Source organism: Kribbella sp. NBC_00359, from assembly GCF_036097425.1.
Classification (GTDB): Bacteria; Actinomycetota; Actinomycetes; order Propionibacteriales; family Kribbellaceae; genus Kribbella.
Map to the genome: position 1 here is coordinate 7,732,638 of NZ_CP107975.1, position 15,362 is coordinate 7,747,999.

General features: G+C 70.0%; 19 protein-coding genes. 5 read left to right on the forward strand and 14 right to left on the reverse strand.

The window, feature by feature from the left end:
* Positions 1-46 precede the first annotated feature (46 nt).
* The 7 genes from ftsR to OG876_RS37615 all read right to left on the reverse strand — a co-directional run bounded on the left by ftsR (position 47) and on the right by OG876_RS37615 (position 4,439).
* Complete coding sequence (gene ftsR / locus OG876_RS37585) at positions 47-742, reverse strand: transcriptional regulator FtsR (RefSeq protein WP_328521477.1); 696 nt, start codon at positions 740-742, stop codon at positions 47-49.
* Entirely contained in the window at positions 729-1,265 is a 537-nt protein-coding gene (locus tag OG876_RS37590; protein ID WP_328521478.1) for an FHA domain-containing protein, read from the reverse strand. Before OG876_RS37590 ends, ftsR begins: the two co-directional genes overlap by 14 nt.
* 158 nt (positions 1,266-1,423) lie before the next feature.
* Positions 1,424-1,828, reverse strand: a complete 405-nt coding sequence (gene gcvH, locus OG876_RS37595) for a glycine cleavage system protein GcvH (RefSeq protein ID WP_328521479.1) — start codon at positions 1,826-1,828, stop codon at positions 1,424-1,426.
* 9 nt (positions 1,829-1,837) lie between these two features.
* Positions 1,838-2,671: a DUF881 domain-containing protein gene (locus OG876_RS37600; RefSeq protein WP_328521480.1), complete on the reverse strand. Its 834-nt coding sequence runs from the start codon at positions 2,669-2,671 to the stop codon at positions 1,838-1,840.
* 1 nt (position 2,672) lies between these two features.
* Entirely contained in the window at positions 2,673-3,005 is a 333-nt protein-coding gene (locus OG876_RS37605) for a small basic family protein (RefSeq protein ID WP_131352136.1), read from the reverse strand.
* Positions 3,002-3,838, reverse strand: a complete 837-nt coding sequence (locus OG876_RS37610; protein WP_328521481.1) for a DUF881 domain-containing protein — start codon at positions 3,836-3,838, stop codon at positions 3,002-3,004. Before OG876_RS37610 ends, OG876_RS37605 begins: the two co-directional genes overlap by 4 nt.
* A 4-nt stretch (positions 3,839-3,842) precedes the next feature.
* On the reverse strand, positions 3,843-4,439 hold the full coding sequence (locus tag OG876_RS37615; RefSeq protein WP_328521482.1) for a CDP-alcohol phosphatidyltransferase family protein: 597 nt from the start codon (positions 4,437-4,439) through the stop codon (positions 3,843-3,845).
* A gap of 208 nt (positions 4,440-4,647) precedes the next feature.
* Between OG876_RS37615 and OG876_RS37620 the strand changes: the two genes are divergently transcribed.
* Together OG876_RS37620 and OG876_RS37625 are read left to right on the forward strand one after the other, a co-directional pair.
* Positions 4,648-5,016, forward strand: coding sequence for a YciI family protein (locus OG876_RS37620; protein WP_328521483.1), 369 nt, complete (start codon positions 4,648-4,650; stop codon positions 5,014-5,016).
* Positions 5,016-6,200, forward strand: coding sequence for an RNA polymerase sigma factor (locus tag OG876_RS37625; RefSeq protein ID WP_328521484.1), 1,185 nt, complete (start codon positions 5,016-5,018; stop codon positions 6,198-6,200). The genes OG876_RS37620 and OG876_RS37625 overlap by 1 nt, the downstream gene beginning before the upstream one ends.
* Here OG876_RS37625 and OG876_RS37630 read toward each other — a convergent pair.
* Positions 6,197-7,195: an IS481 family transposase gene (locus OG876_RS37630; RefSeq protein ID WP_328527004.1), complete on the reverse strand. Its 999-nt coding sequence runs from the start codon at positions 7,193-7,195 to the stop codon at positions 6,197-6,199. The two genes, OG876_RS37625 and OG876_RS37630, sit on opposite strands and share 4 nt — an antisense overlap.
* A gap of 117 nt (positions 7,196-7,312) precedes the next feature.
* Positions 7,313-8,080, reverse strand: a complete 768-nt coding sequence (locus OG876_RS37635; RefSeq protein WP_328521485.1) for a class I SAM-dependent methyltransferase — start codon at positions 8,078-8,080, stop codon at positions 7,313-7,315.
* 100 nt (positions 8,081-8,180) lie between these two features.
* Here OG876_RS37635 and OG876_RS37640 point away from each other — a divergent pair, with 100 nt between their 5' ends.
* The gene (locus tag OG876_RS37640; protein ID WP_328521486.1) at positions 8,181-8,810 is read left to right on the forward strand and encodes a GNAT family N-acetyltransferase; all 630 of its coding nucleotides are present in this window, start codon (positions 8,181-8,183) and stop codon (positions 8,808-8,810) included.
* A 56-nt stretch (positions 8,811-8,866) separates the two neighbouring features.
* Here OG876_RS37640 and OG876_RS37645 read toward each other — a convergent pair whose 3' ends face one another.
* Both OG876_RS37645 and OG876_RS37650 read right to left on the reverse strand, forming a co-directional pair.
* Entirely contained in the window at positions 8,867-10,465 is a 1,599-nt protein-coding gene (locus OG876_RS37645; RefSeq protein ID WP_328521487.1) for a DNA polymerase Y family protein, read from the reverse strand.
* Positions 10,465-11,376, reverse strand: coding sequence for a hypothetical protein (locus OG876_RS37650; protein WP_328521488.1), 912 nt, complete (start codon positions 11,374-11,376; stop codon positions 10,465-10,467). Before OG876_RS37650 ends, OG876_RS37645 begins: the two co-directional genes overlap by 1 nt.
* A gap of 64 nt (positions 11,377-11,440) precedes the next feature.
* On the opposite strand from OG876_RS37650, the gene OG876_RS37655 reads away from it, so the two are divergent.
* Together OG876_RS37655 and OG876_RS37660 are read left to right on the forward strand one after the other, a co-directional pair.
* Positions 11,441-11,905, forward strand: coding sequence for a PPOX class F420-dependent oxidoreductase (locus OG876_RS37655; protein ID WP_328521489.1), 465 nt, complete (start codon positions 11,441-11,443; stop codon positions 11,903-11,905).
* Positions 11,895-12,653 (forward strand): PIG-L deacetylase family protein, encoded by a 759-nt coding sequence (locus OG876_RS37660; RefSeq protein WP_328521490.1) that lies wholly within the window; start codon positions 11,895-11,897, stop codon positions 12,651-12,653. The genes OG876_RS37655 and OG876_RS37660 overlap by 11 nt, the downstream gene beginning before the upstream one ends.
* Here the strand turns inward: OG876_RS37660 and OG876_RS37665 are convergent.
* The 3 genes from OG876_RS37665 to OG876_RS37675 form a co-directional block, all read right to left on the reverse strand.
* Positions 12,616-13,308 (reverse strand): GntR family transcriptional regulator, encoded by a 693-nt coding sequence (locus OG876_RS37665; RefSeq protein WP_328521491.1) that lies wholly within the window; start codon positions 13,306-13,308, stop codon positions 12,616-12,618. The two genes, OG876_RS37660 and OG876_RS37665, sit on opposite strands and share 38 nt — an antisense overlap.
* Before the next feature lie 153 nt (positions 13,309-13,461).
* A complete protein-coding gene (locus tag OG876_RS37670; RefSeq protein ID WP_328521492.1) occupies positions 13,462-14,400 on the reverse strand; it encodes a zinc-binding alcohol dehydrogenase family protein in 939 nt (312 codons plus the stop codon).
* A gap of 61 nt (positions 14,401-14,461) precedes the next feature.
* Positions 14,462-15,361, reverse strand: a complete 900-nt coding sequence (locus OG876_RS37675) for an amidohydrolase family protein (RefSeq protein ID WP_328521493.1) — start codon at positions 15,359-15,361, stop codon at positions 14,462-14,464.
* Position 15,362: the final 1 nt, after the last annotated feature.

A 15,362-nucleotide genomic window follows, 5' to 3' on the forward strand; every position in this document is an offset into this window, starting at 1 on the left:
GCCTACTCCGCAGGGAAGCCCCGGGTAGGCCCGCGGGGTGCCCCGGCTACCTGGGCAGGCGGGAACGGACCAGCGCCGCGTGCAGGCGGACGGCGAGCGCGGCCAGTTCCTCGGTCTGTTCGGTACGGCGGGGGCCCGTCACCTGCTCGATCAGGCCGGCCTCCCGATCGGCCGCCGTCCGGAACGGGCGCAGGTGCCGCGGCTCGATCCCGTACGGCGCGAAGTCCGCCGCCAACCGTGCGATCACGATCGCGTCCCCGTCGTAGTGGTTGCCACGGGCCACCACCAGGCCATGGCCCTCCAGCTCACCGAGCAGTTCGGCGGAGATCCCCGCGGCGGCGCGGAGCTCCTCCCTGGTCAGCTTCAGATCGATGCCCGCAGCACCGAAGTCGTCGGCGACCGGTAGCCCCGCCGGCTCCGGCAACGAACTCGGCGCGACCGGTGGACCGCCGGCCGCCGGGCGCAGGCCGCGATCGATCGCGCCGAGATGTTCCTTGATCACCTTCAGCGGCAGGTACTGGTCACGTTGCGCGGTCAGCACGTAGCGCAGCCGCTCGACGTCGGCCGCGCTGAACTTCCGGTAGCCCGAGGCGGTCCGGGCCGGCGTCACCAGCCCCTCGGCCTCGAGGAACCGGATCTTGGAGATCGTGACGTCGGCGAACTCGGCCTGCAGCAGCTGCAGCACCTCACCGATGCCGCGGCCTTCAGCGGGGCCCTCGACGGAAGGCTCAGGCTTGGCCACTGGCGTAGTACACCAAGCGGTACTTGCCGATCTGGACCTCGTCGCCGCTGGTCAGCTGGACCTCGTCGATCCGGTCCCGGTTCACGTAGGTGCCGTTCAGGCTGCCCACGTCGCGGACCTTCACGCCGTACGGATCGCGGCGGAACTCCGCGTGCCGGCGCGAGACGGTGACGTCGTCGAGGAAGATGTCGCTGTCCGGGTGCCGGCCGGCGGTGACCACGTCGACGTCGAGCAGGAACCGGCTGCCCGCGTTCGGCCCGCGCTGGACGATCAGCAAGGCGGATCCGGCCGGCAGCGCGCCGACCGCGGCCTCGTCCTCCACCGACAGCGGCTCGCCGGTGCGTTCGGGCTCGGGCTCGGCGCCGATCGGGGTCAGCATCGCGGTGTCGCTGACACCGTTGGTCGCCGGCGGGGCCGCCGTGGCTGCCGCCGGGCGGTCCGCGCCAGGAAGCATCGCTCCGCACTGCGAGCAGAACCGGCTGCCGTCGGAGTTCTCGTGCCCGCACTGGTTGCAGAACGGCATGCTGTGATCCTCCCGATCGCCGGTGGTCCGGCGACGTTGTCGATAGACCCCGTATGAACAAGTGTGGACGCAGATTCGCGGACCTCAACCCTCGACCAGCGGTTGAGGTCCGGACAACCTATCAGTTCGGGCCAAGCCGGTTCCCCGGCCGGTGACGGTCAGCTCTGGTCGAGCTGTCCCTGGTAGGTCTCGGCGTCCATCAGCGCCGCCACCTCGGCGGCGTCCTCGACCTCGATGTCGAGCAGCCAGCCCTCGCCGTACGGGTCGCTGTTGACCAGGTCGGGCTGGTCGGCGAGCGCCTCGTTGACGGCGGTCACGGTGCCGTTGACCGGCGCGAACAGGTCGCTCACGCTCTTGGTCGACTCCAGCTCGCCACAGGCGTCGCCGGCCCGCACCGCGCTGCCGATCTCGGGCAGCTGCACGTACACGATGTCACCGAGCGCGTCCTGTGCGAAGTCGGTGATGCCGACCCGCACCGGCGCCTCGCCGTCGGCCTTGACCCACTCGTGCTCGGCCGTGTACTTCAGGTCTTCGGGGTACACCTCGGTCCTCTTTCTTTGCATCGGACACAGCTACTTGGTCGGGCTGGGTGCCGGGCGAGCGTAGCGATGCTCCTCCGGCGCGTGCAAGGCGGTGATCTGGAGCGTCGGAACCTCGGTCACCTCGGCGGTTCCACCCACCTGCGGACCGGTCACCTCACTGACCAGGCCGCCCGGGAAGTTGGCCGCCTCGGACAGGTTGTGCGACTCCCCGATCGCCTCGACGACGTACGGCGAGTTCAGCTTCTGGCCGTCGATCCGGATCCCCGGCGCGTCGTCGACGAAGTCGGTACTGGCGACGACCCGGACCGAACCGTTGATCTGGATCGCCTCGGCGCCGGCGTCGCGCAGTTCCTCGATCGCGTCCAGCAGGTTGCTCGAGGTCATCTTGCCGTCGGGGTCGTTCAGCGTGATCCGGACGCCGGGCCCCTGCGCCGGCAGCGTGCCAGCCAGGATGCCGAGCACCCGGACCTGCGCCTCGGCCTGCTCGCGCGCGGTCTGGGCCTTGTCCGCGCTGGAGGACAGCGAGTTCTTCCGCGCCTCCAGCTCGGCGATCTCGCTCTCCAGCCGGCGGGTGTTCTGGCCTAGGCCGTCGAGGATCGCGATCAGGTCCTCCCGGCGGGCGTTCTGGTAACCGTCGTCGGCCCGGTTCACGCGCACCTGGACGACGGCCACGCAGGCGACCAGCGCGAGCACGACGGCGACGATCGCCTGTCCTCGGGACGGCTTGAACCCGGCCCGCAGCCGTCGCAGCGCCAGGTTCGGCGTCCGGGGCTTGGGCATCGGCGTCGGCGCCTCCGGCTGCGGCCGGTCGGCCGGATCGGCGGCTGCCGGATCAGGCGTTGGGTCGGGTTTGTCGTCGCTCATGTCAGGCCCTGAAGATGTGCCGGCGGATCGCGGCCATGTTCGTGAAGATGCGGATACCGAGGACGACCACCACACCGGTGGACAGCTGTGAGCCGACGCCCAGCTGGTCACCGAGGTAGACGATCAGCGCGGCGATCAGGACGTTCGACACGAACGAGACGACGAACACCTTGTCGTCGAAGATCCCGTCCAGGAACGCCCGCAGCGCCCCGAACACCGCGTCGAGGGCGGCGACGACGGCGATCGGCAGGTACGGCTGGGCCCACTCCGGGACGTCGGGCGCGACCAGCAGGCCGATCACGACGCCGATCACCAGTCCGAGTACGGCGATCATCTGGGTCCCACCTTCGCGTAGCGCAACGCGATGGTCGCATCGGCCGGCACCAGCAAGGAGTCCTCCGTCGTGGTCGTCATCCGGACATCGAAGTTGCTGACCAGGTACTGCACCCATTGGCCGCCCGAGCTCTGCGCGAAGCGGGCCGGCATGGTCGCGGTGTCCCCGATCGCGAGCACCGTGTACGGCGGGGTCAGCGAGCTGTAGTCGACCGTGATCGCACTGCCCGCACTCCGGATCGCGGTCATCGAGGTGAGCCGGTGATCGTTCACCGAGATCGCCTCCGCGCCCGCGGTCCACAGGCCGTTGACCAGCTGCTGCAGGTCGACGTCGAGCAGGCGGCCCTCCTTGGCGTCGGCGTCCTTCGCGTCGTCGATCACCGCCTTGATCCCGGGCCCGGTGGCCGCGACCGCGCCGGTCTGCAGCTCCAGCGCGTCCAGCTGCTGCTGCAGCGTCGCGCCCGAACTGGTGTTGCTCAGTCCACTCGCCTGCAACCGCCGTACCTCGTCGGCCAGTTGCGTCTGCTGGGTGCGCATGCCGTTCAGCCGGGTGTTGGCCTGATTGATCCGGGTGATCAGCTCCTTGCGCTGCTTCTCCGCCTCGGGCGCGCCGCGGTAGTTCTGCGAGGCCGCGATCGCGAGCAGGAAGCCGAGCACGATGGTGGCCACCACCAGCATCACCCGGTGCCGGGACCGGAGCGACTTGCCGCCCTTGTTCGGGCGGGTCCGGGCGGCGACGGCGTACCCCTCGTCGAGCGGGTGCGCCATCAGGTTGTTCAGCAGCGACATCGACGCGTCGACGCGCCGCGGCTTCGGTGGGGATTGCTGAGTCACGGGTCTACCCGGCCGGATGGTTGATCGGTTTCACCGTCTGGACGAGGTGGCGCAGCTGGACGAAGTACAGGACGCCGGCCCAGTAGTACAGCCCGGTCCCCCAGATCGCGAACGCCCAGCCGAACACCCGCGCGAGCAGGTTGAGGGTGCTGTCGCCGTCACCGAGCAGGAGCAGCGGGAACGCGTACAGCAGGCAGAACGTGGCCGACTTGCCCAGGAAGTGCACCGGCAGCGCGTTGAAGCCGCGGCGGTGCAGGGCCGGCAGGGTGAAGGTGAGCAGCAGGTCGCGCAGCGGGAGCGCGATCGCCAGCCACCACGGGATGATATCGCGCAGCGCCAGGCCGATCACGGTCGCGAAGATGTAGAGCCGGTCCGCGACCGGGTCGAGCATCTGGCCCAGCCGGCTGGTCTGGTTCATCCGGCGGGCGATCTGGCCGTCGGCCCAGTCGGTGAACCCGGAGACGGCCAGCACGAGCAGCGCCCAGCCGTCCTCCTGCGGGCCGAGGATCAGCCACAGGAACAGCGGCACTCCCAGCAACCGGAGGAAGCTGAGCGCGTTCGGGATCGTGAGCACCCGGTCGGACACTTCCACCTCCGGCACGCGACCCCTCCCTCCCTCTCTCACCCTGATACCGGTCGTAACTGTACTTGGGCACCCCGACAGGTTTACTCCCGGCCATCCCGGGGCAGGCCGGGCCATCCCCTGCTACCTGAACGCGCCGGCCCGCTTCCCGCTACGCCCGCGATGAACCGGTGACCCGATCGATACGCAAGGGTGATGCTTGTTGTATCGAACGGGAGGGGTGGCCATGAAGTTCCTGGTGCTGATTTACGGCAACCCGGAGTCGAGAGCGGTCTGGGACTCGCTGACCGACGAGCAGAAGACGGAGGGCATGGCCGGGTACGCCGCGCTGCGCGAGGCACTCGACGCGCGCGGGGAGCTGGTCGCGTCGGAATCGCTGGACGACCCCGGCCTGACCAAGCAGGTGCTCGTCCGTGACGGCCGGCCGATGACCACCGACGGCCCGTTCGCCGAGGTCAAGGAGCAGTTGGCCGGCTTCTACCTGCTCGACTGCGACTCCATGGATCGTGCTGTCGAGATCGTCGCGCAGATCCCGGAGGCGCCGTTCAGCATCGTCGAAGTACGCCCGGTTCGCGACCTGTCGGCGTACACCTGATGCAGCTCGAGGAGCAATTGCGGGAGCAGGCGCCGCAGGTGCTGAGCGCGCTGGTCCGCCGGTACGGCGACTTCGACGCGTGCGAGGACGCCGTCCAGGAGGCGCTGCTGGCCGCGTCCCTGCAGTGGCCGGGTGACGGCGTACCGGACAATCCGCGTGGGTGGCTGATCACGGTCGCGTCGCGGCGGCGGATCGAGGCACTGCGGAACGAGGCGGCACGGCAGCGGCGGGAGGAAACGATCGCCGCCGCTCCGGAACCGGAGCCCGCGTCGTCGATCGACGATTCGCTGACGTTGCTGATGCTGTGTTGTCACCCGTCACTCACTCCGCAGTCGCAGGTCGCGCTCACCTTGCGGGCCGTCGGGGGGCTGACCACGAGCGAGATCGCCCGGGCGTTTCTGGTGCCGGAGGCAACGATCGGGCAGCGGATCAGCCGGGCCAAGGCCAAGCTGCAGGGTGCTCGGTTCGCGTTGCCGCCGGCGTCCGAGCAGCCCGAGCGGCTGGCCGCCGTACTGCGTGTGCTGTACCTGATCTTCAACGAGGGCTACACCGCGTCGTCCGGCTCGTCACTGCATCGGGTCGAGCTGAGCGCGGAGGCGATCCGGCTGACCAGGCAGCTGCACTCCGCACTGCCGCACGAAGGTGAGGTCGCCGGGCTGCTGGCGCTGATGCTGCTGACCGACGCGCGCCGGCCCGCGCGGACGACGGCCGACGGTGCGCTGGTGCCGTTGCCGGAGCAGGACCGGACGCGGTGGGACACGCAGGCGATCTCCGAGGGCACCGAGTTGATCGCGTCGACGCTGCAGTCGGCACCGGTCGGTCCGTACCAGCTGCAGGCCGCGATCGCCGCGGTCCACGACGAGGCGAAGCGCGCCGAGGACACCGACTGGCGCGAGATCCTGATGCTGTACGAACTCCTCGAGTCGACCGCGCCGGGCCCGATGGTGACGCTCAACCGGATCGTCGCGGTCGCCATGGTGCACGGTCCGGCGGCCGGGCTCGCGCTGCTCGACGACGCCGATCCCGCGTTGAAGGATCACCACCGGCTGGCCGCCGTACGCGCGCATCTGCTCGAACTGTCCGGCGACCGGGCGGCCGCACGGTCCGCGTACCAGCTGGCGGCGCGCCTGACGCAGAGCGTCCCCGAGCAGCGCTATCTGCAGACCCGCGCCGACGCCCTCTAGGTGTGATGTCCAGGGAGGTTGGTCAGTCGGGTGATGGGCGGCTGGCCTGAGATGGCGGAGTGGGGTCGGTGGTGATTGTAGAAGTGGAGCCAGCCGGGGAGGGCGGTTCGGCGGTGGGTTTCTGAGGTGTAGAAGCGGGCGTAGGCCCAGCCGTCGGCCAGGGTGCGGTGGAAGCGTTCGACCTTGCCGTTGGTTTGTGGCCGGTAGGGCCGGGTGCGTTTCGGGGTGATCCCGAGCTCGGCGCAGGTGTCGCGCCAGGCGTGGGAGCGGTAGGCGGCTCCGTTGTCGGACAGGACTCGTTCGACGGTGATGCCTCGGTCGGCGAACCAGGCCACCGCACGTCGCAGGACGCCGATCGCGGTGGCGGCTTTCTCGTCGGTGCAGATCTCGACGTAGGCCACGCGTGAGTGGTCGTCGAGGACGGTGTGCAGGTAACTGACGCCGGTTCGGGCGTGCCGGTCGGGGCTCCACTGGCCGGTCCGCCGAGACGTTGCGGACTTGTTCTTGTCGCCTTGCTGTTTGCCGACGTAGCGCCAGCCGCCGCCGTCGGGGACGTTGCCGAACTTGGTGACGTCGACATGGATCAGCGAGCCGGGGTGGTCGTGTTCGTAGCGGCGCAGGGGTTCACCGGTGACGCGGTCGATGTGGGACAGCCGATTGATCCGGCACCGGACCAGTACGGCGTGCACGGTCGAGGCAGGTACGCCGAGCCGGCCGGCGATCTGGACCGGGCCGAGCCGCTGTCGCCACCGCAAACCCACGATCTGGCGCGTCAGCTGTGTGGAGGTCTTGGCCGGGCTGCACCGCGGCCGCGAGCTGCGGTCGGCCATCCCGGCGACTCCTTCGGCCCGGTAACGGTTGGCCCACTTGCGGGCCGTCTTAGCCGCGACCATGAACATCTTCGCCGCCGCGGAGTACGTCCAGCCCTGATCGACAATCAAACGTGCCAGGCGCAGCCGGGTGCGTGGAGTCAAAGTCGCGTTAACGTGGGACACGAAGGCCTCCAGGTTGGTGAAGCGGTGCACTAGACAGCTCCACTTCACAACCGGAGGCCTTCACCTGTCAGGCCGACTCACCGCCAACGAGCGGGACAACCTCCCTGGACATCACACCTAGGCGACCCGCGGCCGGCCCCAGCTCAGCTCGGCGACGATCTGCAGCTCCAGCACGCCGTCCAGCGCGTACGGCGACACCGCACGCTCGATCGACGTGTCGAAGGTCGCGGCCTCGTCGGCTGGCATCAGATCGCGAGCCAGACTCGAGGTCGAGTGGAACTGCTCGATGTAGTCGTCGATCCGCTGGTGGTACGTGACCGGCGCGGTCCTCGTCGTACCGGTCAGGTCGAGCAGCCCGCGCTCGCGGATCGCGTCGACGACGCTGAACTTCGGGTCGTGGTTCTGTTTGCGGGAGTGACGCTGGAGGACCGGCGCGATGTCGTCCCACCACGGTTCGTCCACTGCGCCGTGCTCGATCACGACGAGCTGGGCGTTGGGGGTCAGGTGCGGGACGATCCGGGCGAACGTCTCCTCCCAGGGCATCCAGTGAATGCTCGCGCCGGCGGTGACGAGTGCGTAAGGCCCGGTCAGCTCGGCGGTCTCGATGCTGCTCACCTGCCAGTGGATGTTGGCCTGGTCTCCGCCGGGTCGCTGCCGTCCCGCGGCGACCATCGCCTGCGACATGTCGACCGCGTCGATGGACTCGACCCTGGACCCGAGCGGCCGCGCGATCGCGCCCTCCCCGGCACCGATGTCGAGCACGCGGCGCGGCTCGTCGGCGATCAGCGCGTCGAGCCGATCGAAAACCTCGTCCGGGTACGGCGGCCGGTGCTGGTACGCCTCTGCCACGGCCTCGTGCTTGAACGTCGCCGCAAGATCTGTCATGCGCTCCCCCAGACGGTCGAGTGTTCGGTGAAGTATGCCGTGTCGCCCGGGGTTTCTGTTCCGGACGGTGATCGTCCGGAACCGGAGTTAGCGTGCGGGCATGAAGCAGCAGGCCGCGGTGATCGAGTACACGCAGGTGACCTTCGTACCGGCGAACGAGGCGTCGTGGGAGGACCTGCAGGCGATCCTCGGCACCGCCGACGCGGGGCACTGCCAGTGTCAGTGGTTCAAGATCCGGGGGTGGATCTGGCGCGACTCCACCTACGACGAGCGGACCGCGATGCTGCAGGACCAGACCGCGTGCGGGACCCCGAACGCGCCGTCCACGAGCGGGCTGGTCGCGTACGTCGACGGCGTGCCGGCCGGCTGGGTCGCGGTCGAACCGAGGACGGCGTACCCGAAGCTCCGCGGTCTGCGGGTGCCGTGGACCGACCGGTCCGAGGACAAGGACGACGAGAATGTTTGGGCCGTCACCTGCATGATCGTCCGCAAAGGCTTCCGCGGTCGTGGCCTCACCTACCTGCTCGCCCGCGCCACCATCGACCACGCCCGCGCCCGCGGCGCCCGGGCCCTCGAGGCCTACCCCATGGTCACCCAGCCCGGCAGGACCATCACCTGGGGCGAACTGCACGTAGGGCCCCACCAAGCCTTCGAAGAAGCCGGCTTCCACCAGATAACCCACCCCACCCTCCGCCGCACCGTCATGCGCATCGACTTCTCCACCTCCTGACCACGCGCGCGTCCGTGGCCTCGAGCTTGCAGGCCGCCTCCTGTAGTGCCGGTGGGTTAGTCGTAGGTGGCTTGGGCTTGCCAGGTTGTTTGGTGGAGGGTGAAGAGCCAGGCGCGGGTGTCGGCGGTGTGGAACTGGAAGCGGGCCTGGCGGGATTCGGTGCTCGGGTCCCACCAGCGTTCGTCGGTCAGCCAGGGGCCGGCCCAGGCGGTGATCGGGTGGATCTTGTTGCTATCGGCAACCTGTGGGGCGGGGCCCAGGCAGAAGGCGGTGGGGACGCCCGAGAGTTCGCCGCGGGCGCTGACCGAGACCTGAGTGCCGTCCGCAGCGAACACCTTCGCCTGCAGAGGCTGGGGAAAGATCGTCGTCGGTGCGAGGGTCGGCCAGCGGACGGGGTCACTCGAACTGATCGCCCCGGGCCACGGCTGATCCGGCGGCCGGGCCGGCACCGGAGGATCGCCCCACGGGACCAGCGTCTGCCGCTCCGCGAACCCCCGGCCGCCACCGATCACCACCGACGTGACCGCACCATGGCCGAGCATGCTCTGCACCCGCGACAACGCCCGGTGGATCCGCTCGTCCGGCCCACCGCCCCACAACCCGTCGACATGCGCACCGACCGGATCCGCCTGGTCGGGGACGAGCCGGAGCCGTACGACGGGTGACGTCAGCTCACTCGTCGCCGTGCCACTCCCCTGCAACTGCCAGCGGACCCGGTCCACCACGTCGGCCGCGGTGAACCAGCGTGGATGCAACCACTCCCGCTCGTGGATCCGCCCGGACTCGGTGCCGATCTCGACCCGGAGCGTCGTACACACCAGGCCGAGCTCGGTCAGCCGGGCGATCAGTTCGTCGGCGACCGACCGGACCGCGAAGGCAACCTGGTCGACCCGGTCCACGGCCGGCTCGAAGTCGAGGGTGCGGGTGAGCTCCGGCGGGATCTCCCGGCCCACCACCGGGCGATCGTCGTACCCACGGGCCAGCCGGTGGGCGAAGGCGCCGGTCGGGCCGAACCTGGTCAGCACCTCGGTGCGCGGCAGCTGCGCGAACGCACCCAGCGACCGCAGCCCGAGCCGGCGGAGCAGGTCCGTGAGGGTGGGTTGCTCGAGGACGTCGACGGTGAGCGGCGCGAGGAACTCCGGGGACTCCCCCGGCGGCACCACCAGAACCCGCGCCCGCACCGAACTCGCCCGTGCCGCCTGCTCGGCGGCGAACGGACCGTCGGCGATCCCGACCCGGCCGCCGAAGACGTCGAACGTCTCCAGCCGGTCGAGCAGCTTCTCCGCGGCGACGGACTCACTGCCGTAGAACCGGGCCGGCCCCCGCGCCTTCAACGCGCACATGCCCGGACGGATCACCTGGATGCCGGGCGTGAGCGCCTCCAGGCACGCGATCACCGGGTCGAACGCGCGGGCGTCGATCACCGGGTCGTACTTGAGCACGACGAGCTCCGGGCACCGCGACTGCGCGTCCCGGGCCCGTTGACCGCGGCGTACGCCCTCGGCCCGCGCGGCGGCGGAGGTGGCGAGCACCTTGCCCTTCTCCAGTACGGCGATCGGCTCGTCGGGCGACCGGCCCGTGGCCACCGCGGCCGCGGTCACCGGCCAGTCCGGCACCCAGATCACCATCGTGCGGGTGAGACCTCCGTCGCCCATCAGCCCACCGCCTCCTCCTGCCAGCGCGGCGCCTCGTCACGGACGATCTCAGCGGAGCGGATGACGCCGTCCGGGCCGGGGAGCCAGAGCTGGTGCCGACGGCGTACGGCGGCTCTCCGGCCGGTCACCACGACCGTCGCCTGCCGGGCGGTGAGCAGACCCTCCCCGTCGCCGAGACCGGTCCAGGTGTTGCTCTCCACCTCCAGCCGGGCCTCGCTTCCCGGCCAGGACCCGTACGCGATCAGCAACGCCCCCCGCGTCCGCAGCCGAGCGGCGAGCCGGGACGCCTCCCCCGGCGTCACCTCACCGGGCGGCCGGACGACCACCACGGTCAGCGCGTCGACCAGCGCGGCGACGACGTTGAGCCAGTCGTGCCCGGGGTCGGGCACCAGCACGAGACGCTCGAGGTCGACCCCCAGCCCGCGCGCCGCCTCCGCGCCGAACGACGGCAGTCCGACGACCCCGCACCACGCCCCCTCCGCGGACGGACCGGCCATCAACGCCATCACCAACGCGGCCGAGCCACGCACCGAGTACGCCGATCCGCCGCGCAGGGCGGCTCCCGACAGCAACTCGGAAACAGCCGGCAGCGTGGGCAACTCCCGATCCACTCCGGCGGTGTCCAGAGCCTGCTGCATCCGGGTCTCGGTGACCCGGGTGTCGAAACCGGTGATCGAGGCCAGGCGAGGGGTGGGAGGGGTGGGAGCCTCGAGGGTGGCGGGGTCCGGATCGAGGTCGTGCCTCGAGTCGGGGTCGAAGCTCGCGACCGAGGCGAGGCGAGCGGGAGAATCCGGAGCGTCGGCGACAGGGGCATCCTGGGCTTTGCCGGCCTGCACCTGGGCAAGGAGCATCCGGGCCCGGTCGAGCGCTGTGACCCGGCCCGCTTGCCCGGCTGTCGAAGTCCCCGTCATAACTCCATGTTCGAACACCTGTTCGAACATGTCAATCCGGTCGCCGGACCCATAGGGTGGAGGCATGCCGAGGACTATTGCCACCAACACCAAGGTCGACCTCGAGGGACTGCTGGAGTTCGTCCGGCCCCGTCACCACATGCTGCTGATCACCACCCGGGCGGACGGTACGCCGCAGGCGTCGCCGGTGTCGGGCGGTGTCGACCCCGAGGGCCGCATCGTCATCTCGTCGTACCCGGAGCGGGCCAAGAGCACCAACGTGAAGCGTGCGGGGCGGGCCGGCGTCCTCGTGCTGTCGGACGACTGGAACGGCGCGTGGGTCCAGGTGGACGGCAGCGGCGAGGTCATCGAGCTGCCGGACGCGGTGGAGCCCCTGGTCGACTACTACCGCTCGATCTCGGGCGAGCACCCGGACTGGGACGAGTACCGCGAGGCCATGCGCACCCAGGGCAAGTGCCTGATCCGCATCACTCCGGACCGCTGGAGCCCGGTCGCCACCGGCGGCTTCCCGGCCCGCCTTGCCGACTGACGTGCGTACGGCGCTCGTCGTCCACGCCCACCCGGACGACGAGGCGTTCGCCACCGGCGCCGCGACCTGGGTGCTGCACGACGCCGGCTGGCGGGTCGTCCTGCGCGTTGCCACGCAGGGATGGCATGGCACTGCGGACCACCTCCCCGCGTCGTGCGCACTGCTCGGGATCGACGAGTGGGGCTGGCTCAGCGACGCGGACCGGTGGATCGACGACGGAGGAGTCAACGGACCCCGCACACTGGCCCGCGCTGAGCCCGGTGCGGTCGCGGAGGAGATCGCGCGGGCCATCGACGAGCTCTCGCCGCAACTGCTGCTGACCGTCGGCAGTGACGGCCTCACCGGCCACCCGGACCACATCGCGATCTCACAAGCCGTCCGACTCGCTCTGAAGGACCGGCCGTGCCGGGCGCTGGGCGCACGGCTGCGAGCCCAGGACGTCCGTGCGGGTGAGCGACTCGTGCGGGAGCTGTTGCCAGGTGAGTCGATCGGGTCAGGCCGTGTCACCGGATGCGACGACGGCACACCGCTGGAGGAGATCTCCGGTGTACCGGAGCTGCGCCGGCGCCAAGCACTCGACCAGTACTACGACGGCCTCGGGACTCAGTCGCTCCCCGACCTCGTCACGACGTACGGCGGTCGCGGGGACGGAGTGCTGCTGAGGGCGGTGTTCGACGCGTCCGGCTGGCAGCAGGACCGGTTCGAGGTGCTCACGGCTTGGCGGAGCGGCGCTCCATCGTCTCGGTGATGCGCTGCATGGCGCCTTCGAGGTGTTCGCGCAGAGCCGCCTCCGCGCCCTCCTCGTCGTGCGCGACGCAGGCGTCGAGGATGGCCTGGTGCTCGCGCCGGGTCTGTTCGATCCGCGCCTTGGTCTGCCGGGAGCCGAACCGGTAGCGCTCACTGTTCTGCCAGACCGGCTCGATCGCCCGTGGCAGCCAGCGCGAGCCGCCGGCCCGGTAGATGGCGAAGTGGAACTCGGTGTGCGCCTGCCGGGACGCGATGTTGTCGCCGAGCTTCGACAGCCGGACATGCTCGGCCAGTGCGGCCCGGGCGAGGGTCGCATCCGACTCGGCGAACCGGGTCGCGGCCGCCCGGACCGCGAGCGACTCCAGCGCCAGCCGGGTCGCGTGGGTGTCGCGCAGATCCTCGATCGACAGCTCGCGCACCCAGGCGCCCTTGTGCGGAACGATCTCGACCAGCCCGAGCGCCGCCATCCGCCGCAGTCCTTCCCGGATCGGCATCTGGCTCATGTCGAGGCGCTTCGCGAGCTCCTCCAACCGGAGCGGCGTACCGCTGGGAAGTTCGCCGGACAGGATGAGCTCGTGCAGCTCGGCGGCGGCTTCCTCGGCGAGAGTACGACGGCCGGTCGGTCCCCCAGGTGTGAGCTCGAGTCGTCGGGTCATCGGTTGCGGGCTGCCTCTCTCCTTCATTGCATACAACTCTGGGAGGTAACCGTAGCCGCCCCTCGGGGTATCACGGGCACTCCGACGAGAGATTGCCCAGTGGAGGCTCTGACAACCCTGTGTGGTCTAGGCCACCCAGCCCACAGGGGGCAGTCAGCTCAGCGTCGTCAGGTCCAGCAGAACCCGTCCTGCTTGCGGATCCAACACCTCACCGACACGGTCCGCGGGCAGCAGTTCGAACTCCGGTCGCCACTGCGCCGTCGCGACATCCGCGAGCGCCTGAGCGACCGCACCGGGCTCGAGGTTGGTCCGCTGCAGATTCACCGGCAGCACTCGCAGGTCCCGGCCGATCAGCTGATGCAGATCGATCGTGGCGAACTCACCGGCGTGATAACCCAGTACGGCGACCCGTCCGCCCGGACTGATGTGCCCGAGCACCCCACTGGTCACCGGACCACCAACTGTGTCGATGGCAGCGTCACACCAGGACAGCTCGCGACCGACCTGCCCCAGCGAGTCCACCCGGACGATCTGGTCGACCAACCCGGCCGCGGACTCGACGGACTCACCAGTCCACGCCAGTCCGATCACCTTGGCCGCCCCGGCCGACCGGGCCACCGCGGCACACAGCCGACCGAGCAGACTCGTGATCCCGGTGACCACGACCGTCTCGCCCTCGGCTACCTCGGCAACGCGTCGTACGGCGGTATGGGCCGTCAGCACAGGTGTCAGCAACGCGACAGCGGCCGTCGGCTCCAGACTCGACGGCAGACGATGTACGGCGGCATCCGGTACGACGGCGTACCGGCCCCACAGACCGGGCCTGGTCACCCCGACGCCATCGCCCCGAACCACCACTGCAGTGCCGGCCTCGAACACGTCAGAGCTGACCACGACCCCGGCTCCCTCCGAGCCCGGCGTGAACGGCGTACTGGGCTGCTTGCCCGCCAGCGCCGACCTGTCCTGCTGGGTCACCGCGGCCAGCCGCATCTCCACCAGCGTCTCGCCCGCCTCGGCGACGAGCTCGATCTCCTCGGCCTTCAACTGCTCTCCAGGCCCATGACACCGCAGCACGATCCCCCGTGTACTCACGTCTCCACCCCGTTCACAATTTGATATCTGATCACACCATGGCGCTGCTGAAAGCGTTGTCTCACGAAGCGACAACCTCCTTCGCCAGCGGCCTGGTCAGTTCCTCGGCCACGCCGGACCGCGCGGCCGACACCACGTCACTGCCCATCGGGAACGGCCAGTCGCTTCCGGCCAGCACCCGCTCGGCCCCGAACGTCTTGGTCAGCAGCTCCAGTACGGCGTCGTCGTGCACCAGATCGTCGACGTAGAACCGGCGCAGCGCGTCCCCCACCGACAAGGACAGCGGTTCGATCCCCGGCCGGGCCTGATCGATGCCGCGCTGCCACCGTCCGGCCAGCGTCGCCGTCACACCACCCCCATGGCACAAGCAGAACCGGATCCCGGGAAACCGCCCCGGCACATCCGCGAAGACCAGCGACGCCGCGGCCACCCCGGTCTCGTACGGATTCCCCAACAGATTCGACAAGTAGAACGAATCGAGCCGCTTGTCGTCACTGGGACCCGGATGAACAAGAGTGAACGCCTCCAGCTCGTGCAGCACCCGCCACACCGGATCCAGTCCCGCGTAGCTCGGCGTACCGAGGGCGAAGCCGCTGAAGACACCTTCACCGGCCAGGTCCGCGGCCACCGCCGGTGCGGACGGATCGAGCAGTGGCAGCTGGCCGAGGACGCGCAGCTGGGGTGTGACGAGCTCCCGAAGGCCCTGGTTCACCAGCTCGGCCCACTCCACGCCGGCGTCGTACCGGAACAGTGCCGGCGGAACGGACACCACAGCACCGTCCAACTCCTGGTCGGCGATCCACTGCAGCAATGCAGCCGGGTCAGCCAGGCGCCCCAACGGCAGCCGCTGCCCGTCGACCACCAGCTGGCCGCTGTCGATCGACAGACCGAACTCACCGCGGTGCGCCGCCGTCAGCACGGTCGGCGGAATCAGGTGCGTGTGGACGTCCCAGCCGGCCATG